The sequence below is a fragment of the Mixta gaviniae genome (assembly GCF_002953195.1).
GTDB classification, from domain to species: domain Bacteria; phylum Pseudomonadota; class Gammaproteobacteria; order Enterobacterales; family Enterobacteriaceae; genus Mixta; species Mixta gaviniae.
Genome location: NZ_CP026377.1, coordinates 2,068,268 through 2,084,412, shown reverse-complemented (window position 1 = coordinate 2,084,412; position 16,145 = coordinate 2,068,268). Strand labels below are relative to the sequence as shown.

The window sequence follows — 16,145 nt, the reverse complement described above, 5'->3', positions numbered from 1 at the left end:
AATGCGCTTATTACGCTTATCCAGCCTGGCACAGCGCCTTGCAAAAGCGAAAGTGTTGAATCGTTCAAGCAGGCGAAAAAAAACGAATTTAAGAAAACTCCGCCTGTTTTATTCCATTTGCGCAACAAAAATAATTTTAATTATCTTATTAAAAATCATACGCATGAATTAATGTAAGCGTTTTACCTGATTTATTCCGTTGCGCAACGCGCCGTAGCCGTTTTTACTTTTTTGGCGCGCGGTTAAAACGCGGAAAATAAATGACATCAGGAACAGCATTTCATTTATTTATGCCATTGCGGCGGCGACGGCATTTTCTGAAAAAATAAATTTCAAAATAATTAAAGGTGGAATTTTTGTTTTACAGGACTGGAAATTGCCGATTGCCTTCTTTGACGTTATCCGCCAGGCTCAATTAACCCTGCAACAGAGAGAATAAACATGACGGCAGAACGCAGCGTTTTTTGTATTTCCGACGGGACCGCCATTACGGCTGAAGTGCTGGGCCATGCGGTGCTGTCGCAGTTTCCGGTTGCCACCAACAGCTTTACCCTGCCCTTCGTGGAGAATGTGCAGCGCGCGCAGGCGGTGAAGGCGCAGATCAACGCCATCTATCAGCAAAGCGGCCTGCGTCCGCTGGTCTTTTTCTCTATCGTCCAGCCTGAGGTGCGCGAGGTGATCCTGCAAAGCGATGGCTTTTGTCAGGATATCGTTCAGGCGCTGGTCGCGCCGCTGCAGCAGGAGCTGGGCATGGCGCCGGCGCCGGTTGCTCACCGCACCCACGGCCTTACTGCCAGCAATCTCGGCAAATATGACGCGCGCATCGCGGCGATCGATTACGCCCTGGCGCACGATGACGGCATTTCCCTGCGCGGGCTGGATGAGGCGCAGGTGATTTTGCTGGGCGTCTCCCGCTGCGGTAAAACGCCCACCAGCCTCTATCTGGCAATGCAGTTCGGCGTACGCGCCGCGAATTATCCTTTTATCGCCGACGATATGGACAACCTGAAGCTGCCGCCAGCGCTGAAGCCGTATCAGCACAAGCTATTCGGCCTGACCATCGATCCGGAGCGGCTGGCGGCGATTCGGCAGGAGCGTGCGGAAAACACCCGCTACGCCTCGATGCGCCAGTGTCGGCTGGAGGTAGGCGAAGTAGAGGCGCTGTTCCGCTCGCACCAGATTCGTTATCTCAACAGCACTAACTATTCGGTGGAGGAGATCGCCACCAAGATCCTCGATATTATGGGTCTGACCCGTCGTATGTATTAATTCAGGCGTCGCCCGGGGCCAATCGCTTAGCGCGCCGGGCTGATAGCGTGACGGCACGGCACGTTTTAGCGGCGACAGGCGGTTGAATTTACGGCTGATTGGTTTATTGTGATCGTCATCACTTCCCGGCACTTCAGCCGCTGCGAAGACAAATTTTCGAGATAGCAATGAATAAAACTGATGAACTGCGCACCGCGCGCATCGATAGTCTGGTAACGCCCGCCGCGCTGGCGCAGCAGCACCCCATCACTGCAAACATTATTGAGAACGTTACCGCCGCCCGGCAGCGCATCGCGCGCATTCTGGCCGGCGACGACCCGCGCCTGCTGGTGATTATCGGCCCCTGCTCGCTGCACGATCCGCACGCCGCGCTTGATTACGCCGCCCGGCTCAAAACGCTGCATGACAAATACCAGCACCGGCTGGAGATCGTTATGCGCACCTATTTTGAAAAACCGCGCACCGTGGTCGGCTGGAAGGGGCTGATTTCCGATCCCGGCCTCGACGGCTCTTTCCGCGTCAACGAAGGTCTCGGTATCGCGCGCAAGCTGCTGCTCGATATCAACGCCCTCGGCCTGCCGACGGCGACGGAGTTCCTCGATATGGTGATCGGCCAGTTTATTGCCGATTTAATCAGCTGGGGGGCGATCGGCGCCCGCACCACCGAAAGCCAGATCCATCGCGAAATGGCCTCGGCTCTCTCCTGCCCGGTCGGCTTTAAAAATGGCACCGACGGCAATACGCGCATCGCGGTCGATGCTATTCGCGCCGCGCGCGTCAGCCATATGTTCCTGTCGCCGGATAAAAACGGACAGATGACCATCTATCAAACCAGCGGCAATCCATCCGGACACATCATTATGCGCGGCGGTAGAACGCCGAACTATCATCCGGAGGATATCGCCGCCGCGGTGGCCAGCCTGCGCGAATTCGCCCTGCCGGAACAGCTGGTGGTGGATTTCAGCCACGGCAACTGCCTGAAGCAGCATCGCCGCCAGCGCGAGGTGGCGGAATCGGTGGCGCGGCAGATCCGCGATGGCTCCCGCGCTATCGGCGGCGTGATGATCGAGAGCTTTTTGCAGGAAGGCAACCAACCGGTCGTCAGTGGCAAGCCGCTGACCTATGGCCAGTCGATTACCGATCCCTGCCTGGGCTGGGAAGATAGCGAAGCGGTGCTGGCGCTACTGGCTGACGCAGTCGACAGCCGTTTCTGACACTCTTCCGTTCTGATGCTGATAGCGCCCCGCCGCCTGACAGCATCAGGCACCGCGATAAAATTTGCGCAATAAAAAGCCGGTCCTGTGACCGGCTTTTTTGTCTGCTGCCCGCATTTGCACGATATCTGCCTGAGTGTGATCCCCCTCTCTGCGTGCTATCCAGGGCAGCGCTCTGTCCGCTGTCCCGCGCTTAGCTGGAGCAGCTCACTTCGATTTTTTTGCTCCACTCCGGCGGACGCCCGGCGAGATCGGCAAATTCAGGCGCCCCGCTGAACGGATCGGACAGCGCCTGATGCAGGTGCTTCAGCATGGTGATGTCGCCCTGTTCAGCGCCTTCGATCGCCTGCTGCGCCAGATAGTTACGCAAAATCACTGCCGGGTTGACGGCCTTCATCCGCTGCTGGCGCGTCTCATCGCTGCTCTCATCTTTCAACAGACGCTGCTGATAGCGCTGGTACCAGGCATCAAACGCCTCACGATCGATAAATTCGTCGCGCAGCGGCGAACGGCCCTCCTGCTGCTGAACCTCGCTGAGCATGCGGAAGGTACGGGTATAGTCGCTGCCCTCCTGACTCATCAGTGCCAGCAGGCCGGTCAGTAGATCGTTATCTTCCTGCTGCGGCGTCAGGAAGCCCAGCTTAGCGCGCATTTTTTCGCCCCAGGCGGCCATCAGCGCAGGCTCATAATGGCTTAATGCCTGCTTAAGCTGCTCGGTGGTCAACAGTTCCGATAACGCATGCGCCAGACGGTTAAGGTTCCACAGGCCGATCATCGGCTGGTTGTCGAACGCATAACGCCCCTGATAATCGGAATGATTACAGATATAGCCCGGCTGATACTCATCGAGAAAACCGTAAGGGCCATAATCGAGCGTCATGCCCAGCACCGACATATTATCGGTGTTCATGACGCCATGGGCGAAGCCGACGCTCTGCCAGGCGGCAATAAGCCGCGCGGTGCGCTCCACCACATCGGTAAACCACAGCAAATAACGATCGGATTCCTGCTCCAGCGCCGGCCAGTGATGGCGAATCAGGTAGTCCGCCAGCTGACGCACTTTCTCCGGCTGGCCGTTATAGAAGAAGTGTTCGAAATGGCCGAAACGCGCATGACTTTCCGCCACGCGCAGCAGCATCGCGCCGCGCTCTTTAGTTTCGCGATATACCGGCTCATCGCTAACGGCGATGGTCAGCGCGCGACTGGTGGGAATGCCGAGATGGTGCAGCGCTTCGGAAGCGAGAAATTCGCGGATGGTCGAGCGCAGCACGGCGCGCCCATCGCCCATACGCGAATAAGGCGTCAGGCCGGCGCCTTTTAAATGCCAGTCAAATTTGCGCCCGTCGCTTAACTGCTGCTCGCCCAACAGAATGCCGCGCCCGTCGCCCAGCTGCCCGGCCCAGACGCCGAACTGATGCCCGCTGTAAACCTGCGCCAGCGGCTGCATGCCAGGCAGCAGCGTTTCACCGCTCCAGACGCCCTGCTTCTCCGGCGTGAACCAGCTGTCGTCCAGCTCCAGATCGCGGGCCAGCGCCTCGCTATGGTAAAGCAGGCGCGCATTAGCCAGCGGAGTAGGATTCAGCGCGGTATAAAATCCGCTTAACTCATTATGCCAGGTGTTATTGAACTCCATGCTGCCTCCGTATACCGCATTAAGGTTTAAGTGTAACCCGAAGTGGCGCGGGAGGCAGGGAAAACGGGCGGATTTCTCAGCACTGGCCGCCGGAAAAGCCGTTCGGCGGTTCGGTTAACGTCGCCAGCTGATTTGCCGGCACCGGCGGAAACAGAGCGCCCTGCAGGCCGGTGAAAGGGAAAGGCGCAACGTTATCCAGCGTGGCGAGATCGTCAATGCCCTGCGCGATAAGTTGCTGACAGTGATCGCCGATTTGATGGGTTACCGCTTTCAGCACAGCGCTGGACGTGCCGCGCTTCAGCGTTTGCTGCAGAAAATAGCGGTCCAGCTTGATGCGCGTAAAGAGATTATCGTATACCGCTTTTGCCGGCGCTTTACCTGAACCGAAATTATTCAGCGTCAGGGTGAAATTATCGCTTAGCGCGCTTAATACAGGGTTATCCCTGCCCAATTTAAAATCGGGAAAACTTTCACTAAGCGCTAATTCCAGCGCGGAGAGCGGACGTAATTTACGAAGCAAGAAGTCGCTTGATAAAATGGTCCGGGCCATTGTTTCATCGAGATTCAATATCACCGCAATATTATTTTGAATAAAAAAATCATGATAATGCTCAACGAGCGTGATGTGCTTCTGCAGCGTTTGCAAACGCTGTTCGTCATCAAACTGCGGCAGTAAAATATCTTGCGGTACCGAAACATTAAGAGAGGAGTGGATAAAGCTGGAAAGCAAATCCACGGCAAGCAGTTGACCATTTAAAGCATAAACAGGGTTAAAGGCTGTGTGAATATAATAATCAGCGAAATTTTGGGTTGTCATTTTTTTTAGCCATAAAAAAGTGGCAGTTTGCGCATCCTATACTAACAAAATAATACAATCAATAGCTTCCGTAATGTTAGCCTGCAGCATCAATTACCTGCCACCGCCGGTTAACTCACTGATACCGCGAGATATAACTCAAATAGATCATTATTGCCGCTAATATTTTTGCGACACACATCGCATTAAACAGTAAGCCATAATGATCATTCAGCGTTGTGATTCAACAACATCTCACTTAAGTCAAAATAAAAAAATCCGCTTAACTAAAGCTGTTTTTTTATTCTTATCCGGCGTTGATTCGGTAGCTATCATTTCATATTTCAAACGCTGGTTAAATGAGCATATTCTGATTCGAACGCTGTTTTTTCAACACCTTGTCGTTAGATTCGGCGCGCCTGCCAGAATACTTTTTGCCAGTAGCTGTTATCCAGCGAAGAACGGATTACGCCCTGGCTGGTCGAGGCGTGAATGAATTGATTATCGGTATCGTAAATGCCAACGTGCAGACCATTATCGCCGCGTCCGGTTTTAAAAAAGACCAGATCGCCCGGCAATAGCTGATCTTTATCGATACGCGTGCCGATATCGGTCTGGGCGCGCGTGGTGCGCGGAAGCTGCAGGTTAAAACGATCGCGGAAGGTGAGATAAACAAAGCCGGAGCAGTCGACGCCACTGCGGCTCATGCCGCCATAGCGATAAGGCGCGCCGCGCCAGTGGCTTAGCTGGTCGTTAAGCTCGGCGATAACAGTAATAGAGTCGGAAAGACGGGCATCCGGCGGCGGCGCATGATGACTACAGCCGGCCAGTAACACACTGAGTAAAAGCAATACGCCGATTCGCATAATCTGAGTCCTTCCTGATATGAGCGCAACGGGGCTAAATGTACCGGTAAATGCCAGGCGCTGGCAATCTCCTCAGCGCATCTCTTCGGCAATGAGCCAGCTTTCGTCTCCGGCGCATAATTGACGGAAACGCACGTCATACACCTGGCTAAGCAGAGCAGGCTGCATCACTGTCGCGACGCCGCCCTGACTGACCACTTTTCCCTGGCGCATCAACCAGACGCTGCGCGCATGGCGCAGGCTGTGGTTAACATCATGCCCGCTGGCGATAACCGCGCCGCCCGCCTCGCAGAACGCCTCCAGCTGGCCGTCCAGCGCCCGCTGCTGCGCCACGTCAAGGCCGCTATAAGGTTCATCAAGCAGCAGCAGCGCGGGCGGCTGGCCGGCCTGCGGCCAGACCTGCAGCAGCATCGCTGTCAGCCTGACGCGCTGCCATTCGCCGCCTGAGAGCTGGCTCAGCGGCCGCGTCAGCTTCTCCTCCAGGCGGAAAGCACGCAGCAGCTGCGCCAGCAGCGGCGCAGGCGTCTGCGCATCGGCATGCTGACGCAGATAGTGATACACCGCCATCTGTCCCGGCTGCGGCTGTTGCTGCGGCAGCCAGGCGCGGCGGCGCGCCAGCGCCTTCGGCGGCCATGCCGCAAGCGGTTGGCCATCGAGCCGCACCTCGCCCTCGCCTGCCAGCAGCCCGGCGATACGCGCCAGCAGCGAGCTTTTGCCGGCGCCATTCGGCCCCAGCAGATGGATCAGCTCGCCGCCGTCGACCTGCGCGCTAAAAGGCTGCAGGCGGCCCGCTACGGCCGCCTGTTCAATGGCCAGCAACACTATTTCGCCAGCGCGAGCTTAATGCTTTCCATAACGATCGGATCTTCCGGCGTCATATCCGGCGCGAAGCGCTGCACTACTTCGCCGTCGCGACCAACGAGGAACTTCTCGAAATTCCACAGGATATCGCCCTTCTCTTTCGGCGCGCGGCCCTTGCTGGCCATGCGCTCATAAAAGCCGCTGTTTTCCGGCTCTACCGCTTCAGGACGCGCGGTAATCAGCTGCTGGTAAAGCGGGTGGCGCTCAGGACCGTTGACCTCGATTTTGCTGAACATCGGGAAGGTTACGCCATAACGGGTGCTGCAGAACTGCTGGATCTCTTCGTTGCTGCCCGGCTCCTGGCCGAGGAAGGCGTTGCACGGAAAGCCCAGCACATTAAAGCCGGATTTATGCCAGGCGCGCTGCAGGTTCTCCAGTTCTTCATACTGCGGCGTCAGGCCGCACTCTGAGGCGACGTTGACAATCAGCAGCACATCCCCTCGCCACTGGCCCAGGGTGGTAGGTGTGCCATCCAGCATAACCAGTTCAGTATCATAAATGCTCATGTGCGTTTCCTGTATCGGTGTGTGGAGCAGCCCGCTAGCGGCGCTGCGTCAGTAAGAGCCAAATAAACAGCGGCGAACCCAGCGTGGCGGTCACCACGCCGATGGGCAATTCCGCTGCGCTGAGTACCAGTCTGGCAATGATATCGGCTGCAAGCAATACGGCGGCACCCGCCAGCGCGCTGGCGGGCAGCAGCGCCCGGTGATCGGTTAACCCTTTCAGGCGCAGCAGATGGGGCACCACCAGGCCGATAAAACCGATGGCGCCGGCCAGCGCCACGCTGACGCCCACCAGCCAGCCGATTGCCACCACCAGCAGGTTGCGCCACAGAAAAACCGACAGGCCGAGCTGGCGCGCGCTGGTTTCGCCCAGCGCCAGTAAATTCAGAATTTTCGCCTGGGCGCCCAGCCAGCAAATTGCCGGCAGCAGCGCCAGCATCAGCCAGCGATAGCGCCAGTCGATGCCGCTGAAGCCGCCCATCATCCAGTACATCAGCTGGCGCAGATCGAGGTTGCTGCTGAAGTAGACCACCCAGGTCATCACTGCGCTGCAGATGATCCCCAGCGCAACGCCCGCCAGTAACAGGCGGCTGTTGGAGAGATGCCGCCGCGCAAAGCGCAGCAGCACCAGCGTCACCAGCAGCGCGCCGGCGATGGCCGCCAGGCTGAAGGCCCAGACATCGCCACTGCCCAGCAGCACGCACAGCACCAGCCCGACGCCGGCGCCGTTTGATACGCCCAGCAGCCCCGGCTCCGCCAGCGGATTTTCAAACAATGCCTGCATCACGCAGCCCGCCATCGCCAGCGACGCCCCCACCAGCAGTACGCTTAACGTGCGCGGCAGACGCAGCTGCCAGATAAACAGCTCGCCTTCCGGGCTGAGCCAGCGATCCGGCGATATCCACTGCTCGCCGGCGCAAAGGCTCAACAGCGTGATCGCCAGCAGCAGCAGGCCCAGAGCAAGAAGCCAGCGGTACGCGCGGCGATCCGCCTGACGTGAGAGTTCGTTTAACAGCGACATAGGGTAGTTTTATAAGAAAAACAGAGATTTGATTGTAGTGACTAAGGGGAAAAAAGAAAGGGCTAAGGTGAGCGGATAACCGGACGCGGCTGCCGCGTCCGGCCAGGCCTGATTAGCCGTGCGGCTGAGCCACAGGGCGATGATCCGGGCCACCGTTAGCATGACGCTCAGCGGCCAGCCGCTCGTCGCCGGGCCGGCGGTCGCGCTGATGCGTATCACGATGGGCGATCGGTCGCTCATGCTGCGGTTCGTGCCGTGGCTCACGATCTACTGGCGGATGCGCCTGCCAGCCATTGCCGTTCCAGTAGCCGCGTGGCCCTTTTTCACCCTGATGGCGCCCGTGATGTTCATGCCACCATTTCGGCGCGCGCCAGTCATAGCCGTCCCAGTAGTAGCCGCGATGATCGCGATCGCCAATATGGATAGTGATGCCTGCAGGAGCAATAGCGAGCGATACGCCGGCGCTGGCAGCTATCGGCAGCGCCGCCAGCAGGCTCAGGATAATAGCGGGAACGCTGTTTTTCATTTTCATTATTTTCATCAGGTGACCTCATCTTGTCTCACCCGGTTTTTATAGCGTTGCGAGGGGCGTGTCACTATCATCCAGGGATGATTTTCAGCTTATTTTCCGCTTACTTACGCTTTCCTTACGTTATGGACCGATGGTGAAGAACAGCACCGAGGGGGCGGAAAACAGGCAAAAAAAAGCCGCTCCTGAGAGCGGCCTTTTGTCAGACTGACAGGTCAGCTGTTTTTTGGGGAAGCGTTTTCGACGCGGCTTTTCAGCTTTTGTCCCGGGCGAAAGGTCACCACACGGCGTGCGGTAATGGGAATATCTTCACCGGTTTTTGGGTTGCGTCCCGGACGTTGATTCTTATCGCGAAGATCAAAGTTGCCAAATCCAGACAGTTTGACCTGCTCGCCGTTTTCCAAAGCTCTTCTCACCTCTTCGAAAAACAGTTCAACCAGCTCTTTGGCATCCCGTTTACTCAGCCCCAGCTTTTCAAACAGGTATTCCGACATATCAGCTTTTGTAAGCGCCATAGGTTCAATCCCTCAAGGTTGCCTGGAATCGCTCTTTTAATGCCGCAACACAGTTGGCGACGGTTGCAGCAATCTCGTCTTCTTCGAGTGTCCGGCTGGTATCTTGCAAAATCAGGCTAATCGCAAGGCTCTTAAACCCTTCGTTTACACCCTTACCGCGGTACACGTCAAACAAGTTTACGCCAACTATCTGATTTGCGCCAACTTTCTTACACTCCGCAATGATATCTGCTGCCGGAACCGTTTCAGCTACCACAACGGCGATGTCGCGGCGGTTCGCCGGGAAGCGAGAAATTTCGCGCGCGTCAGGCAGGACGCGGTTTGCGACCTTATTCCAAAGCAGTTCAAACACTAAGGTGCGGCCGTTAAGATCCAGCTTGCGCTCCAGTTCCGGATGCACCACACCGATGTAGCCGATGCGCTCGCCCTGCAAATAGATTGCCGCGCTCTGGCCCGGATGCAGCGCCGGATTCGCTTCCGCACGGAACTCAATCGCGTCGAGTTTGCCGGTTAATTCCAGCACCGCTTCCAAATCACCTTTTAAATCATAGAAGTCGACGGTCTGACGCGCCAGGTCCCAATGCTCTTCGTAACGGTTGCCGCTCAGCACGCCCGCCAGCATAACATCCTGTCGGATACCTAAATTTGCTTGTGTATCCGGCACAAAGCGCAGGCCGCTTTCAAACAGGCGCACGCGGCTCTGCTGGCGGTTCTGATTGTAAACCACCGCGGAAAGCAGGCCGGTCCATAGCGACAGGCGCATGGCGGACATATCGCTGGAGATCGGGCTTGGCAGGATCAACGCCTCTTCGCCCGGATGCAGCAGTGCCTGCACTTTCGGATCGACAAAGCTGTAGGTGATCGCTTCCTGATAGCCTTTATCCACCAGCATCGCTTTCACGCGCTTCAGGGAGAGATCCGCTTCATGATGCTGCGTCATCACCAGGTCGGCCTTCACCGGCACGTTAGGGATGTTGTTGTAACCGTAAACGCGCGCCACTTCTTCGATCAGATCTTCTTCAATCGCCATATCGAAACGCCAGCTCGGCGCGACTGCGCGCCACTCGCCTGCGCCGACGGTGACGTCGCAGCCCAGACGCTGCAGAATATCGGTCACCTGGCGGTCATCGATAGGATGGCCGATCAGACGGTCCAGCTTTTCACGACGCAGCGTAATGGTCGCCTGCGCCGGCAGTTTCTCCTGCACGCTGTTGTCGACGACCGGACCCGCTTCGCCGCCGCAGATCTCCAGCAGCAGGCGCGTCGCACGCTCCATAGCCTGCGGCTGCAGCGCCGGATCGACGCCGCGCTCATAGCGATGCGAGGCATCGGTATGCAGGCCGTGACGACGCGCGCGGCCGGTGATCGCCAGCGGCGCGAACCAGGCGCACTCCAGCAGCACGTTGCGCGTCTCTTCGTTGACGCCGGAATGCGCGCCGCCGAAGATACCGCCCATCGCCAGCGCTTTATGGTGATCGGCAATCACCAGCGTATCGTCGCTCAGCTTCACTTCGTTGCCGTCCAGCAGCGTCAGGGTTTCATCCTGCTGCGCCATGCGCACTACGATTCCGCCGTCGATGCGATCCAGATCGAAAGCGTGCATCGGCTGTCCCAGCTCCAACAGCACGTAGTTGGTCACGTCCACCACCGGATCGATCGAACGAATGCCGCAGCGACGCAGCTTCTCTTTCATCCACAACGGGGTCGCGGCCTTGACGTTGATGCCTTTCACTACGCGGCTCAGGTAGCGTGGGCAAGCGTCGGTGGCGTCAACGCGCACCGGCAGTGTATCGTCGATGGTGGCCGGCACCGGCGCAATTTCCGGTGCGGTCAGCGGCAGGCCATTCAGCACCGCCACATCGCGCGCCACGCCGATAATGCCGAAGCAGTCGGCGCGGTTCGGGGTGATGCTGATTTCGATGCTGTTATCGTCCAGCTTCAGCCAGGCGCGAATATCGGTGCCGATCGGCGCATCCGCCGGCAGCTCGATGATGCCGTCATGATCGTCGCTGATGCCCAGTTCGGAGAAGGAGCAGAGCATCCCTTCCGACGGCTCGCCGCGCAGCTTGGCCGCTTTGATTTTAAAATCGCCAGGCAGTACCGCGCCGACGGTAGCTACCGCCACCTTCAGCCCCTGACGGCAGTTCGGCGCGCCGCAGACGATATCCAGCAGGCGATCGCCGCCGACGTTAACCTTGGTGACGCGCAGCTTGTCAGCATTCGGATGCTGGCCGCACTCCACCACTTCGCCCACGACCACGCCGTGGAAAGCGCCGGCGACAGGCTCGATGCCATCGACTTCGAGGCCCGCCATGGTGATTTGCTCCGCGAGGGCCGCGCTATCAAGAGACGGGTTTACCCATTCGCGTAACCAGAGTTCACTGAATTTCATTGGATAACCTGCCCTTATTTAAACTGTTTGAGGAAACGAAGATCGTTTTCGAAGAATGCACGCAGATCGCTCACGCCGTAGCGCAGCATGGTCAGACGCTCCATGCCCATGCCGAAGGCGAAGCCGGAATAGATTTCCGGATCGATGCCGACATTGCGCAGCACGTTCGGATGCACCATGCCGCAGCCCAGCACTTCCAGCCATTTGCCATTTTTGCCCATCACGTCCACTTCCGCAGAAGGCTCAGTGAACGGGAAATAGGAAGGACGGAAACGGATCTGCAAATCTTCCTCAAAGAAGTTGCGCAGGAAATCGTGCAGCGTGCCCTTCAGGTTGGTGAAGCTGATGTTTTTATCGACGATCAGGCCTTCCATCTGATGGAACATCGGGGTGTGGGTCTGATCGTAATCGTTACGGTAGACGCGGCCCGGCGCGATGATGCGAATCGGCGGCTGCTGGTTTTTCATAGTGCGGATCTGCACGCCGGAGGTCTGAGTACGCAGCAGACGCGTCGCGTCGAACCAGAAGGTGTCGTGATCGGCGCGCGCCGGGTGATGCCCCGGAATATTCAGCGCGTCGAAGTTGTGATAGTCATCTTCAATTTCCGGCCCGGTGACAACGGCAAAGCCCAGCTCGCCAAAGAAGGCTTCAATACGGTCGATGGTGCGGGTGACGGGATGCAGGCCGCCGTTTTCCACGCGGCGTCCCGGCAGGGAGACGTCGATGGTTTCCGCCGCCAGACGCGCGTTCAGCGCCGCTGACTCCAGCGCGTGCTTACGGGCGTTCAGCGCTTCCTGCACCTGCTGTTTGGCTTCATTGATCACCGCGCCGGCCGCCGGACGCTCTTCCGCCGGCAGTTCGCGCAGGGTAGTCATCTGCAGGGTCAGATGCCCTTTTTTGCCCAGGTATTCCACGCGGACGTTATCTAACGCCGCAACGTCCTGCGCATGTTCAATGGCTGCCCTGGCGTTGGCAACCAGCTCTGCGAGATGGGACATTGTTTCCTCTTCTTCCAGCCTAAGGCCGGGCTGTTTCAGGTGGGGACCAGAAGTCCATATCAGTTCGGCTTAAAACAAAAAAGCCTCCACGAGGGAGGCTTTCAGCGCGATTTGTCGTTTCTTTTCTTTGCGCACAAGCCCCTGGGTTCAGGTGCTAAAGTAAAAAAAGAAACGGAAAATGGCGTACATACTTGGTTTACCTTGTCGCTTGCATCAGACGGCTCTATTGAAATGCCAGCAGGCGGAAAAGTCAATCTTTTGCTGCGGTTACAGATAATAAAAGAGGGAGCAAGCTCCCTCTTCCATCTGACTTACGCCAGAGCTGATTTCGCTTTTTCGACCAGTGCAGAGAATGCCACTTTATCGAATACGGCGATGTCAGCCAGGATTTTACGGTCGATTTCAATGGACGCTTTTTTCAGGCCATTGATGAAACGGCTGTAAGAGATGCCGTTCTGACGCGCTGCTGCGTTGATACGCGCAATCCACAGCTGACGGAACTGACGCTTACGCTGACGACGGTCGCGGTAAGCATACTGACCAGCTTTGATAACAGCCTGGAAGGCAACGCGGTAAACGCGTGAACGCGCACCGTAGTAGCCTTTAGCTTGTTTTAAGATTTTTTTGTGACGTGCGCGAGCAATGACACCACGTTTTACACGAGCCATGTTAGCTCTCCTGTTCTATATTCTGATTTAAAAAAAATAACTTATGCGTACGGCAGGCAGGCAATAACCAGACCCAGATCGCCTTTAGACACCATGGCTTTCGGGCGCAGGTGACGTTTACGCTTGGTTGATTTTTTGGTCAGGATATGACGCAGGTTAGCGTGCTTGTGCTTAAAGCCACCTTTACCGGTTTTTTTAAAGCGTTTAGCCGCGCCACGGACAGTTTTAATCTTAGGCATTTATAAAATATCCACTTCGCATTGTTAATAAAATGAACCAGACAGGCGAATAACAGCCGCACAGCGCGAGCGCTGCGCGACGTTATGACTTGAAAGCCTACTGTTTCTTCTTGGGTGCGAGCACCATGATCATCTGGCGGCCTTCGATCTTCGAAGGGAAGGATTCGACCACTGCCAGTTCACTCAGATCTTCTTTCACGCGGTTAAGCACTTCCATACCGATCTGTTGGTGCGCCATCTCACGACCGCGGAAACGCAGCGTGATCTTGGCTTTATCGCCTTCTTCCAGAAAACGAATCAGGTTGCGTAGTTTGACCTGATAGTCGCCTTCATCGGTACCAGGACGGAATTTGATTTCCTTGACCTGGATAACTTTCTGCTTCTTCTTCTGTTCCTTAGAAGACTTGCTCTTTTCATAGAGGAACTTGCCGTAATCCATTATACGACAAACCGGCGGTTCGGCGTTAGGGCTGATTTCAACTAAATCAACACCTGCTTCTTCAGCTTTTTCAATAGCTTCGCGTAAACTAACAATACCAAGCTGCTCGCCTTCGACGCCAGTCAGACGCACCTCGGTAGCACGGATTTCACCGTTAATACGGTTGGGACGCGTCGGTTGAACTCGTTTTCCGCCTTTAATACCTTATTCCTCCAATTGATGAAGATTGCGGCTGCGTATTTCTTGCTGCAGCTTCTCGATCAGCACATCTACGTCCATGGACCCGAGGTCTTTACCGCGGCGGGTACGTACAGCCACTTTACCGGCTTCTACCTCTTTATCACCGCAGACCAGCATATAAGGGACGCGACGTAATGTGTGCTCGCGGATTTTAAAGCCAATCTTCTCGTTTCTCAAGTCTGCTTTTACACGAATGCCCGCATTCTGCAATTTTCGCGTTAATTCGTTGACATAATCAGACTGCCCGTCGGTGATATTCATCACCACCGCTTGTACCGGTGCCAGCCAGGTTGGATAAAAACCGGCGTATTCTTCAGTGAGAATACCGATAAAGCGTTCCATTGAACCCAGAATAGCACGGTGAATCATCACCGGCACCTGACGTTCATTATTTTCACCCACATACGAGGCACTCAGACGGCTCGGCAAAGAGAAGTCGAGCTGAACGGTGCCGCACTGCCACGGACGATCCAGGCAGTCATGCAGGGTAAACTCAATTTTAGGACCGTAGAAAGCGCCCTCGCCCGGCTGGTATTCGAACGGAATGTCGTTCTCCGCCAGCGCGGCGGCAAGATCCGCCTCAGCGCGATCCCATAACTCATCGCTGCCGATGCGCTTTTCAGGACGGGTAGAAAGTTTCACCACGATTTTTTCAAAACCGAAGGTGCTGTACATGTCATACACCATCTTGATGCAGCTGTTTACTTCGGCACGCACCTGCTCTTCCGTACAGAAGATATGGGCGTCATCCTGCGTAAAGCCGCGTACGCGCATCAGGCCGTGCAACGCGCCTGACGGCTCGTTACGGTGGCAGCTGCCGAACTCCGCCATACGTAACGGCAGGTCGCGGTATGATTTTAGACCCTGATTGAAAATCTGCACGTGGCCGGGACAGTTCATCGGCTTGATGCAGTATTCACGGTTCTCGGAAGCGGTGGTAAACATCGCTTCTTTGTAGTTTTCCCAGTGCCCGGTTTTTTCCCACAGCACGCGGTCCATCATGAACGGACCTTTTACTTCCTGGTACTGATACTCTTTCAGCTTGCTGCGGACAAAGGTTTCCAGCTCGCGGAAGATAGTCCAGCCATCGTTGTGCCAGAACACCATGCCAGGCGCTTCTTCCTGCATGTGGTAGAGATCGAGCTGCTTGCCGATCTTACGGTGGTCACGCTTGGCGGCCTCTTCCAGACGTTGCAGATAGGCGTTCAGCTGCTTTTTATCCGCCCAGGCGGTGCCATAGATGCGCTGCAGCATTTTATTGCTGCTGTCGCCGCGCCAGTAGGCGCCTGCAATTTTCTGCAGCTTAAAGTGGTGACAGAAACGCATATTCGGCACGTGCGGGCCACGACACATATCCACGTACTCTTCATGATGATAGAGGCCGGGACGATCGTCGTGGCTGATATTCTCGTCCAGAATGGTGGTTTTGTAGTTCTCGCCGCGGCCGGCGAACACATCGCGCGCTTCCTGCCAGCTAACCTTCTTCTTGACCACGTCATAGTTGGTTTCGGCCAGCTCGTGCATACGCTTTTCCAGCCGATCGAGATCTTCCTGCGTCAGCGTGTGATCGAGGTCGACGTCGTAATAGAAGCCGTTATCGATGACCGGACCGATCGCCATTTTGGCGTTGGGCCAAAGCTGTTTCATCGCATGACCAAGCAGGTGCGCGCAGGAGTGGCGAATAATTTCCAGGCCAGCGTCATCTTTCGCGGTAATGATCGCTACGGTGGCGTCTTCCGCGATCGGGTCGACCGCGTCCACCAGTTCGCCGTTGACGCGACCCGCGATACAGGCTTTTGCCAGACCCGGCCCGATATCCTGCGCGATCTCCATTACGCTAATGGCGCGATCGTAGCTGCGTTGACTGCCGTCAGGAAGAGTAATTACAGGCATTTCATATCCTTAAATGCAGTGGTAACCCACACGAAAGATTACATGCAAAATTGATTTTGAGTTAATTTT

The 16,145-nt window shown here is 56.3% G+C and carries 16 protein-coding genes; 2 read left to right on the top strand and 14 right to left on the bottom strand.

Translation table 11 applies throughout. From position 1 onward, the window contains the following. Nucleotides 1-441 precede the first annotated feature (441 nt). Both ppsR and C2E15_RS09745 read left to right on the top strand, forming a co-directional pair. On the top strand, nucleotides 442-1,269 hold the full coding sequence (gene ppsR, locus C2E15_RS09750) for a posphoenolpyruvate synthetase regulatory kinase/phosphorylase PpsR (protein WP_425438035.1): 828 nt from the start codon (nucleotides 442-444) through the stop codon (nucleotides 1,267-1,269). Nucleotides 1,270-1,436: 167 nt separating this feature from the next. Then, on the top strand, nucleotides 1,437-2,483 hold the full coding sequence (locus tag C2E15_RS09745) for a 3-deoxy-7-phosphoheptulonate synthase (RefSeq protein WP_104957192.1): 1,047 nt from the start codon (nucleotides 1,437-1,439) through the stop codon (nucleotides 2,481-2,483). Between the two features lie 193 nt (nucleotides 2,484-2,676). Here C2E15_RS09745 and C2E15_RS09740 read toward each other — a convergent pair whose 3' ends face one another. The 14 genes from C2E15_RS09740 to thrS all read right to left on the bottom strand — a co-directional run bounded on the left by C2E15_RS09740 (nucleotide 2,677) and on the right by thrS (nucleotide 16,076). Then, nucleotides 2,677-4,116, bottom strand: a complete 1,440-nt coding sequence (locus C2E15_RS09740; RefSeq protein ID WP_104957191.1) for a protein adenylyltransferase SelO — start codon at nucleotides 4,114-4,116, stop codon at nucleotides 2,677-2,679. Between the two features lie 76 nt (nucleotides 4,117-4,192). Then, entirely contained in the window at nucleotides 4,193-4,933 is a 741-nt protein-coding gene (locus C2E15_RS09735; protein ID WP_104957190.1) for an EAL domain-containing protein, read from the bottom strand. Between the two features lie 383 nt (nucleotides 4,934-5,316). Further along, nucleotides 5,317-5,778 carry a C40 family peptidase gene (locus tag C2E15_RS09730; protein ID WP_104957189.1) on the bottom strand — a complete coding sequence of 154 codons (462 nt, stop codon included), beginning with the start codon at nucleotides 5,776-5,778 and terminating at the stop codon, nucleotides 5,317-5,319. A gap of 72 nt (nucleotides 5,779-5,850) precedes the next feature. Beyond that, nucleotides 5,851-6,597, bottom strand: a complete 747-nt coding sequence (btuD, locus tag C2E15_RS09725; RefSeq protein ID WP_104959140.1) for a vitamin B12 ABC transporter ATP-binding protein BtuD — start codon at nucleotides 6,595-6,597, stop codon at nucleotides 5,851-5,853. Between the two features lie 2 nt (nucleotides 6,598-6,599). Then, nucleotides 6,600-7,145 carry a glutathione peroxidase gene (locus C2E15_RS09720; RefSeq protein WP_104957188.1) on the bottom strand — a complete coding sequence of 182 codons (546 nt, stop codon included), beginning with the start codon at nucleotides 7,143-7,145 and terminating at the stop codon, nucleotides 6,600-6,602. Nucleotides 7,146-7,179: 34 nt separating this feature from the next. Further along, nucleotides 7,180-8,163 (bottom strand): vitamin B12 ABC transporter permease BtuC, encoded by a 984-nt coding sequence (btuC, locus tag C2E15_RS09715; protein WP_104957187.1) that lies wholly within the window; start codon nucleotides 8,161-8,163, stop codon nucleotides 7,180-7,182. Between the two features lie 112 nt (nucleotides 8,164-8,275). Beyond that, nucleotides 8,276-8,704 (bottom strand): DUF2502 domain-containing protein, encoded by a 429-nt coding sequence (locus C2E15_RS09710; protein WP_245912375.1) that lies wholly within the window; start codon nucleotides 8,702-8,704, stop codon nucleotides 8,276-8,278. A 203-nt stretch (nucleotides 8,705-8,907) separates the two neighbouring features. Further along, nucleotides 8,908-9,207 (bottom strand): integration host factor subunit alpha, encoded by a 300-nt coding sequence (ihfA, locus tag C2E15_RS09705; RefSeq protein WP_038626354.1) that lies wholly within the window; start codon nucleotides 9,205-9,207, stop codon nucleotides 8,908-8,910. Nucleotides 9,208-9,211: 4 nt separating this feature from the next. Next, a complete protein-coding gene (pheT, locus tag C2E15_RS09700; protein ID WP_104957186.1) occupies nucleotides 9,212-11,599 on the bottom strand; it encodes a phenylalanine--tRNA ligase subunit beta in 2,388 nt (795 codons plus the stop codon). 14 nt (nucleotides 11,600-11,613) lie between these two features. After that, nucleotides 11,614-12,597 carry a phenylalanine--tRNA ligase subunit alpha gene (gene pheS, locus C2E15_RS09695; protein WP_104957185.1) on the bottom strand — a complete coding sequence of 328 codons (984 nt, stop codon included), beginning with the start codon at nucleotides 12,595-12,597 and terminating at the stop codon, nucleotides 11,614-11,616. Nucleotides 12,598-12,908: 311 nt separating this feature from the next. After that, on the bottom strand, nucleotides 12,909-13,265 hold the full coding sequence (gene rplT, locus C2E15_RS09690; protein WP_038626360.1) for a 50S ribosomal protein L20: 357 nt from the start codon (nucleotides 13,263-13,265) through the stop codon (nucleotides 12,909-12,911). Between the two features lie 41 nt (nucleotides 13,266-13,306). Then, nucleotides 13,307-13,504 (bottom strand): 50S ribosomal protein L35, encoded by a 198-nt coding sequence (gene rpmI, locus C2E15_RS09685; protein ID WP_038626362.1) that lies wholly within the window; start codon nucleotides 13,502-13,504, stop codon nucleotides 13,307-13,309. A 97-nt stretch (nucleotides 13,505-13,601) separates the two neighbouring features. Further along, the gene (gene infC / locus C2E15_RS09680) at nucleotides 13,602-14,144 is read right to left on the bottom strand and encodes a translation initiation factor IF-3 (RefSeq protein ID WP_038626364.1); all 543 of its coding nucleotides are present in this window, start codon (nucleotides 14,142-14,144) and stop codon (nucleotides 13,602-13,604) included. A 3-nt stretch (nucleotides 14,145-14,147) separates the two neighbouring features. Continuing rightward, nucleotides 14,148-16,076, bottom strand: a complete 1,929-nt coding sequence (gene thrS / locus C2E15_RS09675; protein ID WP_104957184.1) for a threonine--tRNA ligase — start codon at nucleotides 16,074-16,076, stop codon at nucleotides 14,148-14,150. Nucleotides 16,077-16,145: the final 69 nt, after the last annotated feature.